The organism is Actinoplanes sp. CA-015351, from assembly GCF_050955685.1.
In the GTDB taxonomy this organism is placed as follows: Bacteria; Actinomycetota; Actinomycetes; order Mycobacteriales; family Micromonosporaceae; genus Actinoplanes.
In genome coordinates, this window is record NZ_CP192102.1 from 3,915,255 (window position 1) to 3,931,601 (window position 16,347).

Annotated in this window: 18 protein-coding genes and 1 pseudogene; 11 read left to right on the forward strand and 8 right to left on the reverse strand. The window is 69.5% G+C overall.

The window, feature by feature from the left end; all coding sequences use genetic code 11:
- Positions 1-44: 44 nt before the first annotated feature.
- The 3 genes from ACQP2E_RS17870 to ACQP2E_RS17880 all read left to right on the forward strand — a co-directional run bounded on the left by ACQP2E_RS17870 (position 45) and on the right by ACQP2E_RS17880 (position 3,100).
- On the forward strand, positions 45-1,016 hold the full coding sequence (locus ACQP2E_RS17870; protein WP_433833078.1) for an aldo/keto reductase: 972 nt from the start codon (positions 45-47) through the stop codon (positions 1,014-1,016).
- A gap of 352 nt (positions 1,017-1,368) precedes the next feature.
- Entirely contained in the window at positions 1,369-2,001 is a 633-nt protein-coding gene (locus ACQP2E_RS17875; protein WP_433833080.1) for a PadR family transcriptional regulator, read from the forward strand.
- A gap of 151 nt (positions 2,002-2,152) precedes the next feature.
- Positions 2,153-3,100, forward strand: a complete 948-nt coding sequence (locus ACQP2E_RS17880) for an ABC transporter ATP-binding protein (protein ID WP_433833082.1) — start codon at positions 2,153-2,155, stop codon at positions 3,098-3,100.
- 101 nt (positions 3,101-3,201) lie between these two features.
- Here the strand turns inward: ACQP2E_RS17880 and ACQP2E_RS17885 are convergent.
- Both ACQP2E_RS17885 and ACQP2E_RS17890 read right to left on the reverse strand, forming a co-directional pair.
- Positions 3,202-3,561 (reverse strand): annotated as a pseudogene (locus tag ACQP2E_RS17885) (RNA-guided endonuclease TnpB family protein); the annotation flags it as partial.
- A 30-nt stretch (positions 3,562-3,591) separates the two neighbouring features.
- Complete coding sequence (locus ACQP2E_RS17890) at positions 3,592-4,113, reverse strand: RNA-guided endonuclease InsQ/TnpB family protein (RefSeq protein WP_433833084.1); 522 nt, start codon at positions 4,111-4,113, stop codon at positions 3,592-3,594.
- Positions 4,114-4,268: 155 nt separating this feature from the next.
- Between ACQP2E_RS17890 and ACQP2E_RS17895 the strand changes: the two genes are divergently transcribed.
- The gene (locus ACQP2E_RS17895) at positions 4,269-5,045 is read left to right on the forward strand and encodes an ABC transporter permease (RefSeq protein WP_433833086.1); all 777 of its coding nucleotides are present in this window, start codon (positions 4,269-4,271) and stop codon (positions 5,043-5,045) included.
- Here ACQP2E_RS17895 and ACQP2E_RS17900 read toward each other — a convergent pair.
- The 3 genes from ACQP2E_RS17900 to ACQP2E_RS17910 form a co-directional block, all read right to left on the reverse strand.
- On the reverse strand, positions 4,993-5,571 hold the full coding sequence (locus tag ACQP2E_RS17900; RefSeq protein WP_433833088.1) for a hypothetical protein: 579 nt from the start codon (positions 5,569-5,571) through the stop codon (positions 4,993-4,995). The genes ACQP2E_RS17895 and ACQP2E_RS17900 overlap by 53 nt on opposite strands.
- Positions 5,568-6,095 carry an RNA polymerase sigma factor gene (locus tag ACQP2E_RS17905; RefSeq protein ID WP_433833090.1) on the reverse strand — a complete coding sequence of 176 codons (528 nt, stop codon included), beginning with the start codon at positions 6,093-6,095 and terminating at the stop codon, positions 5,568-5,570. Before ACQP2E_RS17905 ends, ACQP2E_RS17900 begins: the two co-directional genes overlap by 4 nt.
- Before the next feature lie 96 nt (positions 6,096-6,191).
- The gene (locus ACQP2E_RS17910; protein ID WP_433833092.1) at positions 6,192-7,142 is read right to left on the reverse strand and encodes a patatin-like phospholipase family protein; all 951 of its coding nucleotides are present in this window, start codon (positions 7,140-7,142) and stop codon (positions 6,192-6,194) included.
- Positions 7,143-7,265: 123 nt separating this feature from the next.
- Between ACQP2E_RS17910 and ACQP2E_RS17915 the strand changes: the two genes are divergently transcribed.
- Complete coding sequence (locus ACQP2E_RS17915) at positions 7,266-8,447, forward strand: zinc-dependent alcohol dehydrogenase (RefSeq protein ID WP_433833094.1); 1,182 nt, start codon at positions 7,266-7,268, stop codon at positions 8,445-8,447.
- Here ACQP2E_RS17915 and ACQP2E_RS17920 read toward each other — a convergent pair.
- Positions 8,444-9,046 (reverse strand): TetR/AcrR family transcriptional regulator, encoded by a 603-nt coding sequence (locus tag ACQP2E_RS17920; RefSeq protein ID WP_433833096.1) that lies wholly within the window; start codon positions 9,044-9,046, stop codon positions 8,444-8,446. The two genes, ACQP2E_RS17915 and ACQP2E_RS17920, sit on opposite strands and share 4 nt — an antisense overlap.
- Positions 9,047-9,154: 108 nt before the next feature.
- Between ACQP2E_RS17920 and ACQP2E_RS17925 the strand changes: the two genes are divergently transcribed.
- The 5 genes from ACQP2E_RS17925 to ACQP2E_RS17945 all read left to right on the forward strand — a co-directional run bounded on the left by ACQP2E_RS17925 (position 9,155) and on the right by ACQP2E_RS17945 (position 13,499).
- The gene (locus ACQP2E_RS17925; protein WP_433833098.1) at positions 9,155-9,922 is read left to right on the forward strand and encodes an SDR family NAD(P)-dependent oxidoreductase; all 768 of its coding nucleotides are present in this window, start codon (positions 9,155-9,157) and stop codon (positions 9,920-9,922) included.
- Positions 9,923-9,995: 73 nt separating this feature from the next.
- Positions 9,996-11,063, forward strand: a complete 1,068-nt coding sequence (locus ACQP2E_RS17930) for a GGDEF domain-containing protein (RefSeq protein WP_433833100.1) — start codon at positions 9,996-9,998, stop codon at positions 11,061-11,063.
- 67 nt (positions 11,064-11,130) lie between these two features.
- Positions 11,131-11,757 carry a DUF998 domain-containing protein gene (locus ACQP2E_RS17935; protein ID WP_433833102.1) on the forward strand — a complete coding sequence of 209 codons (627 nt, stop codon included), beginning with the start codon at positions 11,131-11,133 and terminating at the stop codon, positions 11,755-11,757.
- Positions 11,758-11,882: 125 nt separating this feature from the next.
- Positions 11,883-13,130: a hypothetical protein gene (locus tag ACQP2E_RS17940; protein ID WP_433833104.1), complete on the forward strand. Its 1,248-nt coding sequence runs from the start codon at positions 11,883-11,885 to the stop codon at positions 13,128-13,130.
- Positions 13,131-13,178: 48 nt separating this feature from the next.
- Entirely contained in the window at positions 13,179-13,499 is a 321-nt protein-coding gene (locus tag ACQP2E_RS17945) for a hypothetical protein (RefSeq protein ID WP_433833106.1), read from the forward strand.
- 1,163 nt (positions 13,500-14,662) lie between these two features.
- On the opposite strand, the gene ACQP2E_RS17950 is transcribed toward ACQP2E_RS17945, so the two are convergent.
- Both ACQP2E_RS17950 and ACQP2E_RS17955 read right to left on the reverse strand, forming a co-directional pair.
- The gene (locus tag ACQP2E_RS17950; protein ID WP_433833108.1) at positions 14,663-15,130 is read right to left on the reverse strand and encodes an N-acetyltransferase family protein; all 468 of its coding nucleotides are present in this window, start codon (positions 15,128-15,130) and stop codon (positions 14,663-14,665) included.
- Positions 15,131-15,151: 21 nt separating this feature from the next.
- Positions 15,152-15,559, reverse strand: a complete 408-nt coding sequence (locus ACQP2E_RS17955; RefSeq protein WP_433833110.1) for a DoxX family protein — start codon at positions 15,557-15,559, stop codon at positions 15,152-15,154.
- 52 nt (positions 15,560-15,611) lie between these two features.
- Between ACQP2E_RS17955 and ACQP2E_RS17960 the strand changes: the two genes are divergently transcribed.
- The gene (locus tag ACQP2E_RS17960) at positions 15,612-16,226 is read left to right on the forward strand and encodes a TetR/AcrR family transcriptional regulator (RefSeq protein ID WP_433833112.1); all 615 of its coding nucleotides are present in this window, start codon (positions 15,612-15,614) and stop codon (positions 16,224-16,226) included.
- Positions 16,227-16,347 lie beyond the last annotated feature (121 nt).

The following is a 16,347-nucleotide window of genomic DNA, read 5'->3' on the forward strand; positions in this document are numbered from 1 at the left end:
GGAACTTAAGTACCGGGACCCACCACAGGAAGAGGATCACCACGATGAGAACCACCTCGCTCGGCGGACTGGAGACCTCCCGCATCGGTCTGGGTGCCATGGGCATGTCGGCCTTCTACACCGGCGCCGGCCAGCGCGACGACCAGTCGATCCGCGCCATCCAGCGGGCCCTCGACCTCGGCGTCACGCACATCGACACCGCCGAGGCGTACGGCCCTTACGTCAACGAGGAACTGGTTGGCCGCGCCATCAAGGGACGCCGGGACGAGGTGGTGCTCGCGACCAAGTTCGGTCTCGTCTCGCACACCGGCCGTCCCGGCACCGACAGCACCGCAGCCAACGTCCGGCTCGCGGTGGAGGGATCACTGCGCCGCCTCGGCACCGATCACCTGGACCTCTTCTACCAGCATCGGGGCGACGCGGACACGACGATCGAGGAGACCGTCGGGGCGCTGGCCGAGCTGGTGGCCGAGGGCAAGATCCGGCACATCGGACTGTCGGAGGCGGGGCCGGCGACGATCCGGCGGGCGCATGCCGTTCATCCGATTGCCGCGGTGCAGTCCGAGTACTCGTTGTGGGTCCGTGACCCCGAGGCCGAGGTGCTGCCGGTCCTGCGCGAGCTGGGCGTGGGCCTCGTTCCGTACTCCCCGCTGGGCCGCGGGTTCCTCACCGGCGGCATCCGCACGCTGGACGACCTGGACGCCGGCGACTGGCGCCGTACCAACCCGCGCTTCGCCGGAGGCAACCTCGAGCGCAACATGCGCATCGTCGACGATGTCCGCGCCGTCGCCGCCGAGGCCGGGGCCACGCCCGCGCAGGTCGCCCTGGCCTGGCTACTCGCCCAGGGCGACGACATCGCCCCCATCCCCGGCACCACGCGCATCGACCGGATCGAGGAGAACGCCGCCGCCGACCGCATCAGCCTCACCGCCCGCCAGATCGCCCGATTGGACAACCTGACGCCGGCCACCGGCGACCGCTACGACGAAGCCAACATGGCCGCCCTCGACCACTGAGCGGATGAGCCACGTGGGCCGCGCGCTGGCAGTCGTCAGCTCCGGAGCGGCCCTTGGCACGGTGGCCGCCGTTTCCCTTGGCGCCTGGCTGGGCGAACTCTGGGGCTGGCGTGGCACCTTCGTCCGGGCCCGCTCGCAGACCTTTGGCTGAGCTGCCGGGTGATGCGGTGCGGAACGAGGGCGGAGCCGGCGGGTGGCTGTGACCTTCAGGGAGCCATGGCTTCCGCCGGCCTGGGCGTCCGCTCACCGTTCAGCATCGGCCGCAATCAGCCGGGGCTGAGGCTTCCGCTTGCTTGCTCGTATGCGTAATACTCGTAGCCGGATATACGCATCTGGACAAGCGAGGACGGCGATGGCTCAGCGGCGGAAGGTCAGCAACCTCCTCGGCCTGCACGTCATGGCCACGCTCTCGATCACGCCCCTGCATCCGTACGAGATAGCGGCCCAGATGCGCGCCCGTGGCAAGGATCAGGACCTCAAGATCCAGTGGGGTTCGCTGTACACCGTGGTGCAGAACCTGGAGAAACACGGCTTCATCGAGGCGGCGGAGACGGTCCGGGAAGGCCGTCGTCCGGAGCGCACGGTGTACCGGATCACCGACGCCGGCCGCGCCGAGATGACCGACTGGATGCGGGACCTGGTCGGCCATCCCCAACCGGAGTACCCGCGCCTGCAAACTGCCCTCTCCATCATCGGCGTGCTGCCGCCGGACGAGGCCGTCGACCTGTTGGAGCAGCGCCGCGCCGTGCTCGAGGTGGAGAACGAGGCGCAGCGCGCCAGCCTGAGGGGCGCGGCCCATGAGGTGCCGCGGATCTTCCTGATCGAGTCGGAGTTCCAGCTGGCGCAGCGGGAGTCCGAGGCCGCGTTCGTCGCCGGGCTGATCAAGGAGATTCAGGTCGGCTCGCTGGGTGGCATCGAGCTCTGGCGTCGTTACCACGAGACCGGCGAGACGCCGGACTTCACCGATTTCACGGCACCGCCGTGAGAAACGACGTCCCCGGCCGGGGTGCGGGAACACCCGGGCCAGGGACGTCACCTCGTTCACCATTCCGCGGGAACGGTCCGGCACGTCCGAGGCGTTGTAGCGACTTCGAGGATAGACCGGCCGGGACCGCGGCGACCGCATGGAGATCACCATGACGTCTGCCGTCACGGCACACGACCTCACCAAGTCCTATCCGGGACACGTCACAGCCCTCGACGGGCTCACTCTCACGGTCCGCGCCGGCGAGGTGTTCGGCCTGCTCGGCCCGAACGGCGCCGGCAAGACCACCACCGTCAAGATCCTCACGACCCTCGCGCGGCCGGACTCCGGCTCCGCCACGGTCGCCGGGCACGACGTGCTGCGGCACCCGGCCCGGGTACGCCGCGCCATCGGCGTGGTCGCCCAACGGTCCGGCCTGGACCCGCTGGCCTCCGGCAGGGACAACCTCACCCTGCAGGGCAGGCTTTTCGGGGTACGCGGACACGCCCTCAAAAGTCGTGTCGACGAACTGCTCGACCGCTTCGACCTGGCCGACGCCGCCGACCGCAACGTCCGCGGCTGGTCCGGTGGCATGCAGCGCCGCCTCGACGTCGCCCTGGCCCTGGTGCACCGCCCCGAGGTGCTCTTCCTGGACGAACCGACCACCGGACTCGACCCGGAGGTGCGTGCCGCCATGTGGTCGGAGATCGGCCGGCTCGCCGCGGACGAGTCGATGGCCATCCTGTTGACCACGCACTATCTGGAGGAGGCGGATCGGCTGGCGGCCCGGCTCGCCATCGTCGACGGCGGGCGGATCGTCGCCGAGGGCACTCCGGCTCAGCTCAAAGGGGAGCTGCGCGGTGATGCCGTACATCTGGAGCTGGAGCGACCCGCTGATGAGCCGCAGGCGCGGCAGGCGATCGGGACGGTGGCTCGCTTGCGGGAGGTTTCCTTCGACGGGCGGCTCCTGAGCGCTCGGGCGGATGACGGGGCGGCTGCGGTCCCGGCCGCGCTCGCGGCGCTGGAGACCGCAGGCGTGGGGGTGGCGACTGTGACCGTGGCGCGGCCGTCGCTCGACGACGTGTACCTGCGCCACGCGGGAAGGCGGTTCGCGGCTTGAGGTCTTACGTCGTCTCCACAGGCTGTTATGGAGAGCCCCTCCGCCAGAATGTTGCGGGCTGCGTTCACGTCCCGGTCATGGACGGTGCCGCACCAGCATGTCCACGCCCTGACGTTCAACGGCATTTGTTCAGCGAGGGCACCACATGTCGAGCACAGTTTCGTCGATGGGAACCATCGGTCCACCACGATCAGGGTTCGGTTGTGCCACGCCGTCTTGTATTCGAGCTGGGCGCGGAACTGCCGCCAGGCCTCGTCGCTGATCGCGCGGGCCAGCGTGTGGTTCTTGACCATGTTGGTCACGGCCAGATCCTCGATCACGATCGTTTGGTTTTCACGAACGAGCCGAGTCGTCAGTTGGTGCAAGGTATCGCGGCGGCGGTCGCTGATTCGCGCGTGGATTCGGGCGACTGTGAGCCGGGCCTTCTCCCGGTTCTTCGATCCCTTCTCCTTACGTGCCACCCACCTGACCGGACGCGATCGTCTCCGGGATCATTCGGTGCACAACAACGACACGAACCAGCGGCCGGCCGAGTCCTGCGACACCGTCACCGTCGACGGGACAGCATCGTCGGGCAGCGGCCGCGACCAGACGATATTCAGCGGTGCGGTCATCTTCGCCAGCGTCAACGTGCCGTCGCGGTACCGGAACGAACTACTCGTGTATTCCGCAGAACGCCGCGACTTCTTCTTGCTCTTGAACGCCGGATACCCAGCCCGTTCAGTAAAAAAGTTGGTGAACGCGGTCTGCAGATGCCGCCGCACCTGCTGCAACGGCACACAGCTCACGTCGTTGAGAAACGCCAGCTCCTCAGTCTTCTTCCACCCGGTCAGCAACGCCGACGTGCCGTCGTGGCCAAGACGTTCCTGCCGCAGCGTCCACGCCTCAGTCCGGGCCTGCAACGCGCGGTTATAGACCAGCCGTACACACCCGAATGTCCGCAACAACAGCTCGGCCTGCTCAGGGGTGGGGTGGAAACGGTACTTGAACGCCCTCTTCACCGTCCCGGTCACGGTGCCCAATGTAACGATCCCATCGACAAGCCTCATGCCGAGACGCGGACCTACGCCTATCCGCCTCTATGGCGAATCGGGCTTCCCTGCTCTGCTCAGCAAGCGTTCCGTTTCCTCCCCCGCCTGAAGGCGGGGGTATCCGTGGGAGGAATCTGATGACGACGCTGGTTTCGCACACCTGGTGGATGACGAATCGTCGGCTGAAAGTGCTGGTCAAGCAGCCGGCGTTTGTGGTTATCCTGTTGATTCAGCCGGCGATCTGGCTGTTCTTGTTCGGCAATCTGTTTCGGCGGGTGGTGGAGCTGCCCGGTTTCGGGGCCACCTCCTATCTCGACTATCTGATTCCCGGTGTCGTCGTGATGACGGCCGTCTCGTCGAACATGTGGGCCGGCATGGGCATGCTCGAGGAGATCGAGCGCGGCACGATGAACCGTTTGCTCACGACCCCGGTCGCCCGAGGCGCGATCATGAACGCTGCTGTGCTGGAGCAGGCGCTCAGCACCACCGTGCAGGTGCTGGCGATCGTCCTTCTCGGTCAGATCGCCGGAGCGGAGTATCCGGGCGGGCTCCTCGGACTGGCCGTGATGACCGTCGCGGCGGTGCTGCTCGGGACGATCTTCAGTGCGTTCTCGAACACGGTCGGGATGCTGGCCCGCCAGCGCGAGACGATCATCGGGATCAACACGATGCTGCTCCTTCCTCTGACGTTCCTGTCGTCGGCGTTCATGGCGGAGTCGTTGATGCCGTCGTGGATGAGCACGATCGCATCGTTCAATCCGGTGAACTGGGCTCTGGACGCGGCCCGCGCCGCGATGAGCGTGACGCCGGACTGGGGGATGGTCCTGGTTCGCGGGTCGTGGCTGCTCGGGGCGGCGATCATCACGCTGGTCCTGTCGGTGGGGACGTTCCGCTCCTATCAGAAGTCGGTCTGACCTCGTCCTGACGCGGGCGGTTCGCCGGACCGCCCGCGTGGTAGTGGCGATGGTCTGGCCACTGGGACGGCTCGGCGAGCAGATCTGCCCGAGCTTGCAGGCGCTTTCTCTGTGCGCGGGCGCGGCGCAGGATCAGGGCGGCGACGCCGACCGTGATCAGGGCTGACAGGGTGGCGGCCAGGGGCAGAGGACCGGGGCGAGCGATGGCGACGGCCGCCGACACGGCCGTTGTCAGGGTGGTGAAGGTCAGCGCCAGCCAGCCGGCGATCACCCGGTCGGCTGCGAACATCGGCAGCCGGGCCAGGGTGGCGATCGCGTATGCCGACCAGCTCGCACCCACGATCACCAGCGCGCCGAAGGCGAGCCGGGTCCGCAGGGGGAGCGGGCCGGGCTCGGTCAGCCAGAGCAGGAGCAGCAGGACGGCACCGCAGCCTCCGGCCAGCCCGACGAGGACTAGGGAGATGCGCCGGCGCAGCGACATGCCGCGCAGCACGGTCTCCGGGGTGAAACCCGGGCGATCGGTCACGACTCGTATCCCTTCGCGATCAGGTGGTCCCGCAGCAGGCGGCGGGCGCGGTGCAGGCGGGACTTGACGGTGCCGACCGGGACGGCCAGGACCTCCGAGCACTCGTGCAGGCTCAGGTCATGGAGGTGGAACAGCTCGATCACCTCCCGCTCCGGTGGGGGCAGACCGTCCAGGCCCTCGGTGACCTGGGCGCGGTCGAGCACGTCGTCGACCGCGTCCCGGTCGTCGGGGATGTCGGACTCCAAGGGCTCCGGTGACGCGTACCCAACACGCAGTTGATCTGTGAGAGCGCGGCGCGCGATGGTGAAGAGCCAGGGCGCGAAGCGCTCGGGCTCGCGCAGGCGAGGCAGGGCGCCGAGCGCGGCCGCCCACGCCTGCTGGGTGACGTCGTCGGGGTTGCCGGTCATCCGGCGGACATAGCGCCACAATGGTTCGTGCCAGTGGCCGACGAGCTCGGCGAGGGCTCGGCGGTCACCGAGTTGCGCCCGCACCACCAGACGGGCATCACGTGCGACTCGATCCACTCCGGCTCCCGATGTCAGGGGTTCTCACACCCTGACAGTCGCGGCCGGCGCCGGAAAGGTTCGCGGAATTCGGGCCCAGGATTGGCCGGAGCGGTTTCAGGCCGGGGACGCGCGGAAGAGCGCGGCGGCCGCGGCGCGACCCGCTTCGAGGGCGGCGACCAGGACCTTGCCGTCCTTGGTCAGCCGGCCCACCACCGGACCGGTCGCCGGCGGGCGGATCGACAGCACCGCCGCTCCGGAGCGATCGTATTCGGCCAGAGTGGCCTCGTCCTCGGAGAGCCGCATCGCTCGCGCGAGATAACTGCGGTGCAGGTCGGGCGTGTGGCCACGCAGGGCCGCCCGGGCGATCAGCCGGGCCGACCAGGACGGGTCCTTCTTCGCCGACAGCTTCGCCGGCAACGGCCTCGACCGCAGGACCAGCACGTGGGTGGCGTTCTGGGCGAGAGCGGTACGGTACGGCACGGACTCGGCCAGCCCCGCGTCGTAGAAGAGCCGCCCGCCGAGAGCAACCGGCGGGCCCGCCAGCAACGGCAGGGCCGCGCTCGCCCGCAACGCCAGCCGGATGTCGGCCGGAACGGTCAGAAGCGGACGCAAATCGGTCGACTCACCAGTCGCGCAGTCGGTCGCGAGGGGGTGGTATTCGATGCTGTTGCCGAGGATGGCGGGGAAGTCCATCTGGTCGACCACGGCGTAGTAGTGCTCGACCAGATGGTGCACGTCGACCATCGGCTTGCCCCGCCAGATGTTCGACAGCCGGATCATCGCGTTGGCATAGGTCGGGTCGGCCCAGCCGGTCAGCTTCTCCGGAGTGCTGGTGAGCAACCAGGCACCGGTGATCGCCCCGGCCGAGGCGCCGTAGACGGCGTCGAAGGCCTGGGTCACGCCGGCCTCGTGCAGCGCCAGAGCCATGCCGGCGGAGACGGTGCCGCGCATCCCGCCGCCTTCGATCGCCAGGGCGACCCGGTGGCCGTCGTCGCGCTGACCGGGCTTGCTGCCGGCGGCGACCCGATCGGCGATCACTCGCAGCACGTCGTGCCCGTCCGTCATGGCGTCCCCCTTCGGTGTTTCCGGTGCGTTCTGCAGCGTAGGCGGGGAGCCGTCCGAGGGCGGACAGGTTGAGACGTACTCCTCTTCTGGTTGGCCCGGCTTTTATCGGGCAACCACTGTGTCATGCGAGCTTTGACGTGGCAGGGAACTTCCAAGGTGTCGGTGGAAACCGTGCCCGACCCCAAGATTCAGGAACCGACCGACGCCATCGTGCGGATCACATCGACCGCGATCTGCGGATCCGACCTGCATCTGTACGACGTGCTCGGCATGTACCTCGACAAGGGCGACGTCCTCGGGCACGAGCCGATGGGCATCGTCGAGGAGGTCGGGTCCGAGGTCACTCACATCAAACCGGGCGACCGGGTGGTGATCCCGTTCAACATCTCCTGCGGGCACTGCTGGATGTGCAGCCGCGGATTCTTCGCCCAGTGCGAGACCACCCAGGTGACCAGCGAGGGCAAGGGCGCCTCGCTGTTCGGATACACCAGGCTGTACGGGCAGGTGCCCGGCGGCCAGGCGGAGTTCCTGCGGGTTCCGCAGGCGCAGTTCGGGCCGATCAAGGTGCCGTCGCACCACCCGGACGAGCGGTTCCTCTTCCTCTCCGACGTGCTGACCACCTCGTGGCAGGCCGCCAAGTACGCCGACATCCAGCCCGGTGACACCGTCTTCGTCACTGGGCTCGGGCCGATCGGGCAGATGAGTGCCCGGATCGCCCGGCACCTCGGCGCGGGCCGGGTCATCGCTTCCGACAACGTCCCGGAGCGGCTGGCGATGGCCCAGCGCAACGGCATCGAGGTCCTGAACACCGACGACGTCGACGTGCCGGCCGCGGTGGCCGACCTGACGTCGGGCCGAGGCGCCGACAGCGTGATCGAATCGGTCGGCATGGAGGCGCACGGGTCGCCGATCCAGTCCGCGGCGATCAAGACCACCGGGCTGCTGCCGGACGCGCTGGCCCGTAAGGCCGTCGAGACCGTCGGCATCGACCGGCTGGCCGCGCTGAACACGGCGTTCGCCGCGGTCCGGCGGGCCGGCACCGTCTCGATCATCGGGGTTTACGGCGGTAACGCCGACCCGCTTCCGATGATGGATCTCTTCGACAAGGGCGTGACGCTGCGGATGGGTCAGGCGCACGTGAAGCGCTGGGCGGACGACATCCTGCCGCTGCTGACCGGCGACGACGACCCGCTGGGCGTGGACGACCTGGTCACTCACCAGCTGCCGCTGGAGCAGGCGCCGCACGCGTACGAAATCTTCAAGAAGAAGGAGGACGGCTGCATCAAGGTCGTCCTGAAGCCTTAGGCGGTCGCCGGCCAGGCGGCCATGGCCAGTTCCGCGGTGGCGGCGAGTTCCGCCGCCGTGGCGCCGTCCCGGGCACGCTGGGACATCCCGTGGATGACGGCCGTGAAGTACGCGGCCAACTGGCGGGGGTCGGCTGTCGCCGGTATCTCGCCCTGTTGCCGGGCGGTCGTCAGGCGCGTCTCGAAGGTTCCGACGTGAGCGTTGCGCAGGTCACGCATGTAGGTGGCCACGTCGGTGTCGGCCGCGGCGGCGCTGCAGAGCAGGTTCCCGGCCGGTGTCTCGGGGTCGGTGTACATCGCTGCGGCGTCGAGCAGGATGCGGTGGAAAGCGTCGAAGGCGGTGGGCTCCCGGGGCATGGCGGCCCAGATGAACTCTCCGGCGGGGGAGCGGCCGTACGCCTCGACGACCTCGTTGAACAGCGCTCTCTTGTCGCCGAACGCGGCGTAGAGGCTGCCCGGCCGGATGTTCATCACCCGGGTCAGGTCGTTGATCGAGGTCGCTTCGTACCCGTTCTCCCAGAACAGGCGGGTGGCGGCGGCCAGTGCCGCCGCCCGGTCGAAGGTCGGCGGGCGGCCTCGCCGCGCTTCCGGTGTGCCCATGCCGCGATTCTAGAGCGATCACTCAAAAGCCGCTGGCCGACTTGTTGACCGATCACTCAAAAAAGGGCTACGGTTCCTCTTGAGCGATCATTCAACAAAGGAGCGGTCATGTCAGGACCACTGCAGGACAAAGTCGCCCTCGTCACCGGCGGCAGCCACGGCATCGGCCGGGCGACCGTCGAACGATTCGCCCGCGACGGGGCAGTCGTCGGCGTCGGCTACGGGCACGACGAGGCGGCGGCCCGCGACACCGTGGAACGCATCCGCAAGGACGGCGGGCGTGCTTTCGCCGTGCACACGGAGCTGGGCACGCACGGGGACGCGGCTCGGTTCTGGGGCGCCGTCGACGAAGCGGGCCAGGAGTACGTGCCCGACGGCAGGATCGACATCCTCGTGCACAACGCCGCCAAAGGAAGCTTCGCCCGGCTGGCCGACGTCACCGAGGAAGAGTTCGACCAGGTGATCGCGGTGAACGTGAAGGCACCCTTCTTCATCACGAAGCTCGCGTTGCCGCGGCTGCGCGACGGCGGCCGGATCATCAACATCTCCAGCCTCGCGGCCACCGTGGGAAGCCCGGAGCTGATCGCGTACGGCGTCAGCAAGGCGGCGCTGAACACGTTCACCCGTGATCTGGCGCTGGACCTCGGCCCGCGCGGGATCACCGTCAACGCGGTGTCACCCGGCATCGTCATGACCAGGAACAGCCAGTACCTGCGGGACAACGCGGAACTCGCGGCGCAACAGGTGGCGCGCGTCGCCCTCGGCCGGCTCGGCGAGGCGGACGACGTGGTCAGCATCATCGCCTTCCTCGCCTCCGACGAGGGGCGCTGGGTGACCGGCCAGGTCATCGACGCCTCGGGCGGCACCGCGCTCTGAGTTCTCCGCTTTGCATCACATTCGCCCGGGACCGGCCGATCAGGAAGTGACTCGGTACTCCGGAGGGCGTTTGATGAGCGGCGGGACAGCGGCCCACCACGACCTGACGCACCGTCATGCCCTGGAACGGGTCGCCCTGTGGACCCGGGTCTGCGTCATGGTGATGGTCGGAGCCGTCGTCCTCGGCGCGCCCGGCGACGTCCGCTGGACCACCGCCTGGCAGCCGGCGCTGTGGCAGGTGTCGACGGTGATCGCCCTGCAGCTGGCGGTGGCCATGGCCCTGGCGGTCTTCCGGCTGCGCCACGCCGAGAGCGGCCGATATCGGTGGGTCGCGGCGGCGCAGACCGTGCTGGACGTCCTCGCCGTGGCCAGCCCGATGCTGGTGGTGGAGAGCGTCGCCGGAGTGCCGGTCTGGCCCACCGCGGTGCTCGCCCTGCTCTCCGCGGCGACCCGGCACACGCTGACAGGTGTCCTGATCTCCTGGGTCGTGGTGTCGGCCGCCCTGGTCGCCGGGGTCGTCCTCGGTGACGGGGGCCCGGACTCGCCGCACGGGGCCGGTGTGGTGCTGGCCGTCGTCGTTCTCCTGGTCACCGCGGCCACGGCCGGTGTGCAGGCGAACAGCCTGGACCGGTACGTGACCGAGCTGCACGGCGCCCGGCTCGCCATGACCCGCCAGGCCCGCACCGATCCGCTGACCGGGCTGGCGAACCGGGCGGCACTCCAGGAGTACGAATCGGCGGCCGAGCCTGGTCAGCTGACCGTGGTGCTGCTCGACCTGGACGGCTTCAAGCAGGTCAACGACGTGTACGGCCATCACGCCGGTGACCTGCTGCTCATCACGGTCGCCGACCGTCTGCGCGCCCGGATGCGGGCCGATGACCTGCTGCTGCGGCTGGGCGGCGACGAGTTCGCCGTCGTCCTGCCCGGCGCGGCCGCCGAGGATGCCGCAACGGCGGCCGAGACCTGGGCACGGGCGGTCGCGGAACCGGTGGACGTCGGCGGCGGCGTCGCCCGCGTCGGCGTCAGCGTCGGTGTCGCCTGCCGCCCGCCGGGCGACGACGCCACTCTTGCCGATCTGCTGCGGGTGGCGGACCGCCGGATGTACGAGCACAAGCACGACAAGCGCCGGACGGCTGCATAAGGGATCGGTGGGGCCGTGCTTCGTGCGTACGAAGGCGGGGTGAAGCGTGCGTGGCAGTCTTGGGGCGATGAGGGATCGGATCTTCGCCGCGGCCGGGGTCATCTGCGTGGTCGTGGCGCTGCTGCTCTTCGGCGTGCTGCACGTGGTGCCGCCCACCGCTGAGCTGGACTGGAGCCGGCGGACGATCAGTCAGTACGCACTCATGGAGAACGGCTGGGCATTTGACACAGCGGTTCTCTTGCTGGCAACCGGGTCGGGTGCAATTCTTGTCGCGCTGCTGCGCGCCGGGCTGGCGGGGCGTGGTGCCGTGATCGGAATCCTGCTGTGGATCGCCGGGCTGCTCGGGGTGGTCTGGTTCGAGAAGCACAACTGGTCGGCCGGGCCGTCGATCAGCGGTGACATTCATCGGGTGGCGAGCGTGGTGGCGTTCCTGAGCCTGCCGGTGGGCGCGCTGCTCGCGGCGCTTCCCCGCCGCGATGAGCGCGGCGCGCGGCTGGTCGCGGCGGGTGCGGTGATCGCGCTGCTCTGCTTCACGCCGATCCTCTGGGCGGTGCTCGCCGAACCGTGGACCGGGGTGCGCTGGTGGCGCGCGATTCCGCTCGGCGGCGTGGAACGGCTGCTCGGACTGGCCGAGGTGATCACGGTGATCCTGCTGGCCCGCTGGGCCTGGAAACCGGCGCTCCGGCGGGCCTGACCCCGTTTCTCGCGTGGGGCAGAGCGGTGGCGGTGCTGTCTCGAGGAGCGCTTCGGAGCGCGCGGCGGGTGGCACGGGTGGGCGACACTGTGCTGAGATCGACCCACTGAGATGGAGGGGGACGGATGGGGTGGTCCCGCGTCTACGAACGCCCGATCATCTTCCGGATCTTCGAGAGTCTCACCAGAGCTACCGGCCGGCTGATCACGGCGGTGCCACTCGCCACGGCATTCCTGCTGGGCCTCGTCGTCAACGAGGTCTCGGACTCGCGAAGCTTCACCGAGGTGTACCAGGGCCTGTACGGCCTGGACCGCGGGCCTGTCGTCTGGGTCAACATCGTCGCGACCGCCCTGCTGGTCCTGGTGCCCGTGCTGTACGTGAGCCTGCGGGCCGTCACCGGCAACACCTCCCAGGCGGTGCGGTTGTCGCGGCGGCTCCCGGCGTACGTCGATCCGGGGCTGCGGCAGTTCAGCCCGGGCCGGATCGCCTGGGGCGAGCACATCGTCCTGCAGAGCTGCCCGAAGATCACCGAAGGCTGGCGATCCGACGAGGTACGCATCACGCTGGATCCCACGGTCTTCCGATTTCGGCGGCCGGACGACGCCACGGCGTTCGACCAGTGGCTGGCGGGCACCGACGACGACCGGATCGCCCGCGGCGCGAAGTACCGGATCATGGAGAACCCGGACTCCTTCGTCGACGACCCAGGGCTGCGGCTGCGGGTGCAGGAGACCGCGTACGCCGAGGCCGTCTATGTGAATCGGCACCTGTCGCGTGACGGCGGCGAACGCACCCGCCTGATCGGCGAGACGCTGAACGGGCGGATCAGCTACCCGCACATCTTCGTCCTCCAGGCCACCGTGGTGACCGCGGACGACTGGGTGCTGGTCACCCACCGCAGCCACAAGGTGGCCTACGAGCCGGGCACCTGGTCGTGCTCCCTCGAGGAACAGCTGAGCAAGTCCGACCTGGACGCCGCCGACACCGATGTGCTGGACCGCTGGGTGCAGCGCGCGCTGGTCGAGGAGCTCGGATTGTCGGCGGACGAGGCCCGGCAGAGCCAGGCGCGGGCGCTCGCCGTCTTCCTCGAAGGGCACCGGCTCAACACCGGTCTCGCCACGCTCGTGCACCTGGCGGTCGACCGCGAGGAACTAGACTCGATCATCGGGAGCCGTCCGCGCCAGGATTACGAGTTCCAGGCGTGGGACTATCTTCGCTGGTCACAGCTCGCCACCGAACTCGTCGAGCCGAGCCGGGAGTACCACTCCAGCTCCGGCCTGCGGATGTTCTTCGCCGGGATCGTGAAGTACGGGGTGTTCGGCTTCAACGATCGCATCGACCGGGCGTTGCGCAAGGCGCCGCGCAAGCGCTGAGCGGAAATTCGGTGGTCAAGCTCAGCGAGGCCCGGCAGGCTGGGGCGGATGGGACCCCTCGAGGGGTACGCGGCCAGGGTCGCCGCCGGCGAGATAGTGCAGTTCCGGCCGCGCGGGTCGTCGATGGTGCCGCTGATCCGCAGCCGCCAGCTGGTCACGGTCTCGCCGGTTGACGCTGCCACCCTGAAGGTCGGTGACATCGTGCTGGCCCGGGTCGCCGGCACGACATACCTGCACCTGGTGTCCGCAGTGGATCACCCATCGAAGCGGGTGCAGATCAGCAACAACCGCGGCCGGATCAATGGCTGGACGGGTTACACCCGCGTCTACGGCCGCTGCACCGCTGTCGAGGGCAGGCCGAGGTCATGAGCCCGGGCCGGGCTGGGCCGGGCTGAGCCGGGCTGAGCCGGGCCGGGCTGGGCCGGGCTGGGCCGGGCGGAGCTGGGCTGAGCCGGGCCAGGCTGGGCCGGGCTGAGCTGGGCTGAGCTGGGCTGAGCCGGGCGGAGCTGGGCCGGGCTGAGCCGGGCCGGGCTGCGCGCTGGCGCGTGCCGGGTTGGTGCGCGAACGCCGACCGTGCCCGGCTCGCGCTCGTGGTCGCGAATGGGGGCGCTCGCCTTTCGACATTCGGCACGCAGTCCCGGTGAAGAGAGCCAGCTGATCAATGTCAGCCGTGGGAAAGCAGAACAGGGGCACACGGTGGGCTCGGGCGCACGTTGCTGGGAGCGTGCGGATGCTCGAATTGGCGTGGATGGGGTCGCACGGTTGCGGTTTGTGTGACTTCACCACGGCTGGGGCGTGGACCCGGGCACACGGTGGCGTTGTGTGCGACCTGAGCTACGCCGCATCCTCGCCCGTGTCGCGCGCCCGTGTCGCGCGCCCGTGTCGCGCGCCCGTGTCGCGCGCTCGTGTCGCGCGCCCGCGTCCGGCTGGTCCGGCAGGTCCGGCTGTTTGTCAGTGCTGACCCTGCTGGTCAATCGAGGCGACCCGCCGAGACTTGGTCTCCGAACCGCAGCCGGACGGGTGTTCAGCCGACGGGAACCGCGGTCCAAGATCGCGCGGCTTGGAAGCGAGCGTGTCGATTTCGGGTTCGATACGCGCCCGAACTCCACACGCACCTCGCGAGCCGCCCGTGTGCCGTCCGTGTGCCGCGCGTGTGCCGCTCGCGTGCCGCCGCGTGCCGCCGCGTGCCGCCGCGTGCCGCCGCGTGCCGCCGCGTGCCGCCGCGTGCCGCCGCGTGCCGCCGCGTGCCGCCGCGTGCCGCCGCGTGCCGCCGCGTGCCGCCGCGTGCCGCCGCGTGCCGCCGCGTGCCGCCGCGTGCCGCCGCGTGCCGCCGCGTGCCGCCGCGTGCCGCCGCGAGCCGCTCGCGAGCCGCCGCGAGCCGCCCGCGAGCCCCCCCGCGATGTGTCAGCCGCGGCCGGAAGTCGAGGGGGTTAACTCGCCGGGATGATCTGGACCAGCTGTCACCGGGAACGGGCTTGGCATCGACATTTCGGCTGGCTGAGGTTCACCCCACCTGCTGACCTGGGAGTTCGTCAGAACGTCAGGTTGTACTCCAGGAGGACCGGGTGGGGTGGGAAGGACGTCTGGCGGGAGCGGCCGGTCGGCTGCCAGCCCAGCTTTTCGTAGAAGCGGCGCGCCCGGTGGTTGGCGGCGAAGACGTGCAGGCGCGGTGTGCGTACCCCACGGGCCTGGAATGTGGGCAGCAACGCGGCGTGAGCCGCGGCAGCGAGGCCGGTGCCCCAGGTGGCCGGCGCGGTGCCGAAGTGGAGGAATTCGTCGGAGCGCAGGGCGGCGAAACCGGCGAGCGTGCCGGCCTGCTCGATGACGAAGGCGTCCACGTCGGCGCCGGTGATCTCGGCGGTCCAGCGTTGGTGCAGCTCAGCGCGGGGGAACGGGTGGCGGTCCTGGGGGAAGATGTGGGAGAGGGCCAGGATTGCGCCGCTCTGCTGGACGTCGAGCAGGGCGGGCAGGTCGGTCAGGTCGGCGGCGCGCAGCTGCATCGGTCAAGCATGGCAGCGTCGTCAGCGGCGGCCACGCAGCTCGCGGGCCGTCTTGATCGCGTCGGTGGCGCCGAGTGCCCACGCGACCAGGAGCGGCTGGAAGAACAGGCGCACGAACCGTTTGGTGTCGGTGTCCAGCCCGAAACCGTCCTTGTGCTCCAGCCACTGTGCCACGTTGCCCGGGAAGATCACCACGAAGAACGCGCCGGCGGCCGCGCCGACGATGCCGCGGTAGGGCTGTTTCCAAACGGACAGCAGGGCCACGCCGAGACTGATTTCGGCCACCCCGGAGGCGAGCACGACGAAGTCGCTGTCGATCGGGAACCAGGACGGCACCTGCGCCTGGAACTCCTCGCGGGCGACGGTCAGGTGCGTGGTGCCGGCGAAGGCGAGAGTCGCGCCGAGAGCGGCCTGCAGGATCTTCTTCATGCCGCGTCACGCTATCAGTTCTGATGAAATCATCAACAGTTACGATGCTGGTGTGACCGAGAACCGCCTCGACCGGCGTCGCGCCCGCACCCGCGCCGCGTTGCTGGGGGCGGCCCGCGAGCTGCTGGTCCTCCGGACGCCGGCCGAGGTGTCCATCCAGGAGATCACCGACGCGGCGGACGTCGGGTTCGGAAGCTTCTATAACCACTTCGAGTCGAAACAGACTCTTTTCGATCAGGCGATCGCCGAGGTCGCCGCCGAGCACCAGGCGTTGATGCACGCGGCGGTGAAAGGGCTGACCGATCCCGCCGAGGTGCTGGCGGTGGCTGTCCGGCTCACCATCGCCCTCCCGTCGACCCGGCCGTCACTCGCCAAGGTCATCGACCGGGCCGGTCTTGGCTACCTGGCCTATGTCGCTCCGGAGGCGCTCCGATTCCTGAGGCACGCGCATGACGTCGGGCGGCTCTGCTTCGACGACCCCGAGGTGGCGCTCTCGTGCGTCGGCGGGGCCGTCCTCGGGGTGATCCGTTTCGGCCTGACGTCCGAGGACGATCAGACGGCCGGCGATCAGGTCGCGGAGAGCACGGCGGTCAGCCTCCTGCGCATGTTCGGTCTGGTCGAGGGCGATGCGCGCCGGGTCGCCCGCCGGCCTCTGCCGCACACGTGAGCCACTTCGTGCGTACCCGGGAAAGCGCTCCCAAGCGCAACTGACCCGCGACCGTGAGTCCGGCTCCCATCGAAGCTGTGCATGGTCACCCTCTACATTGGTGACCGTCAGTGCGGCGGAG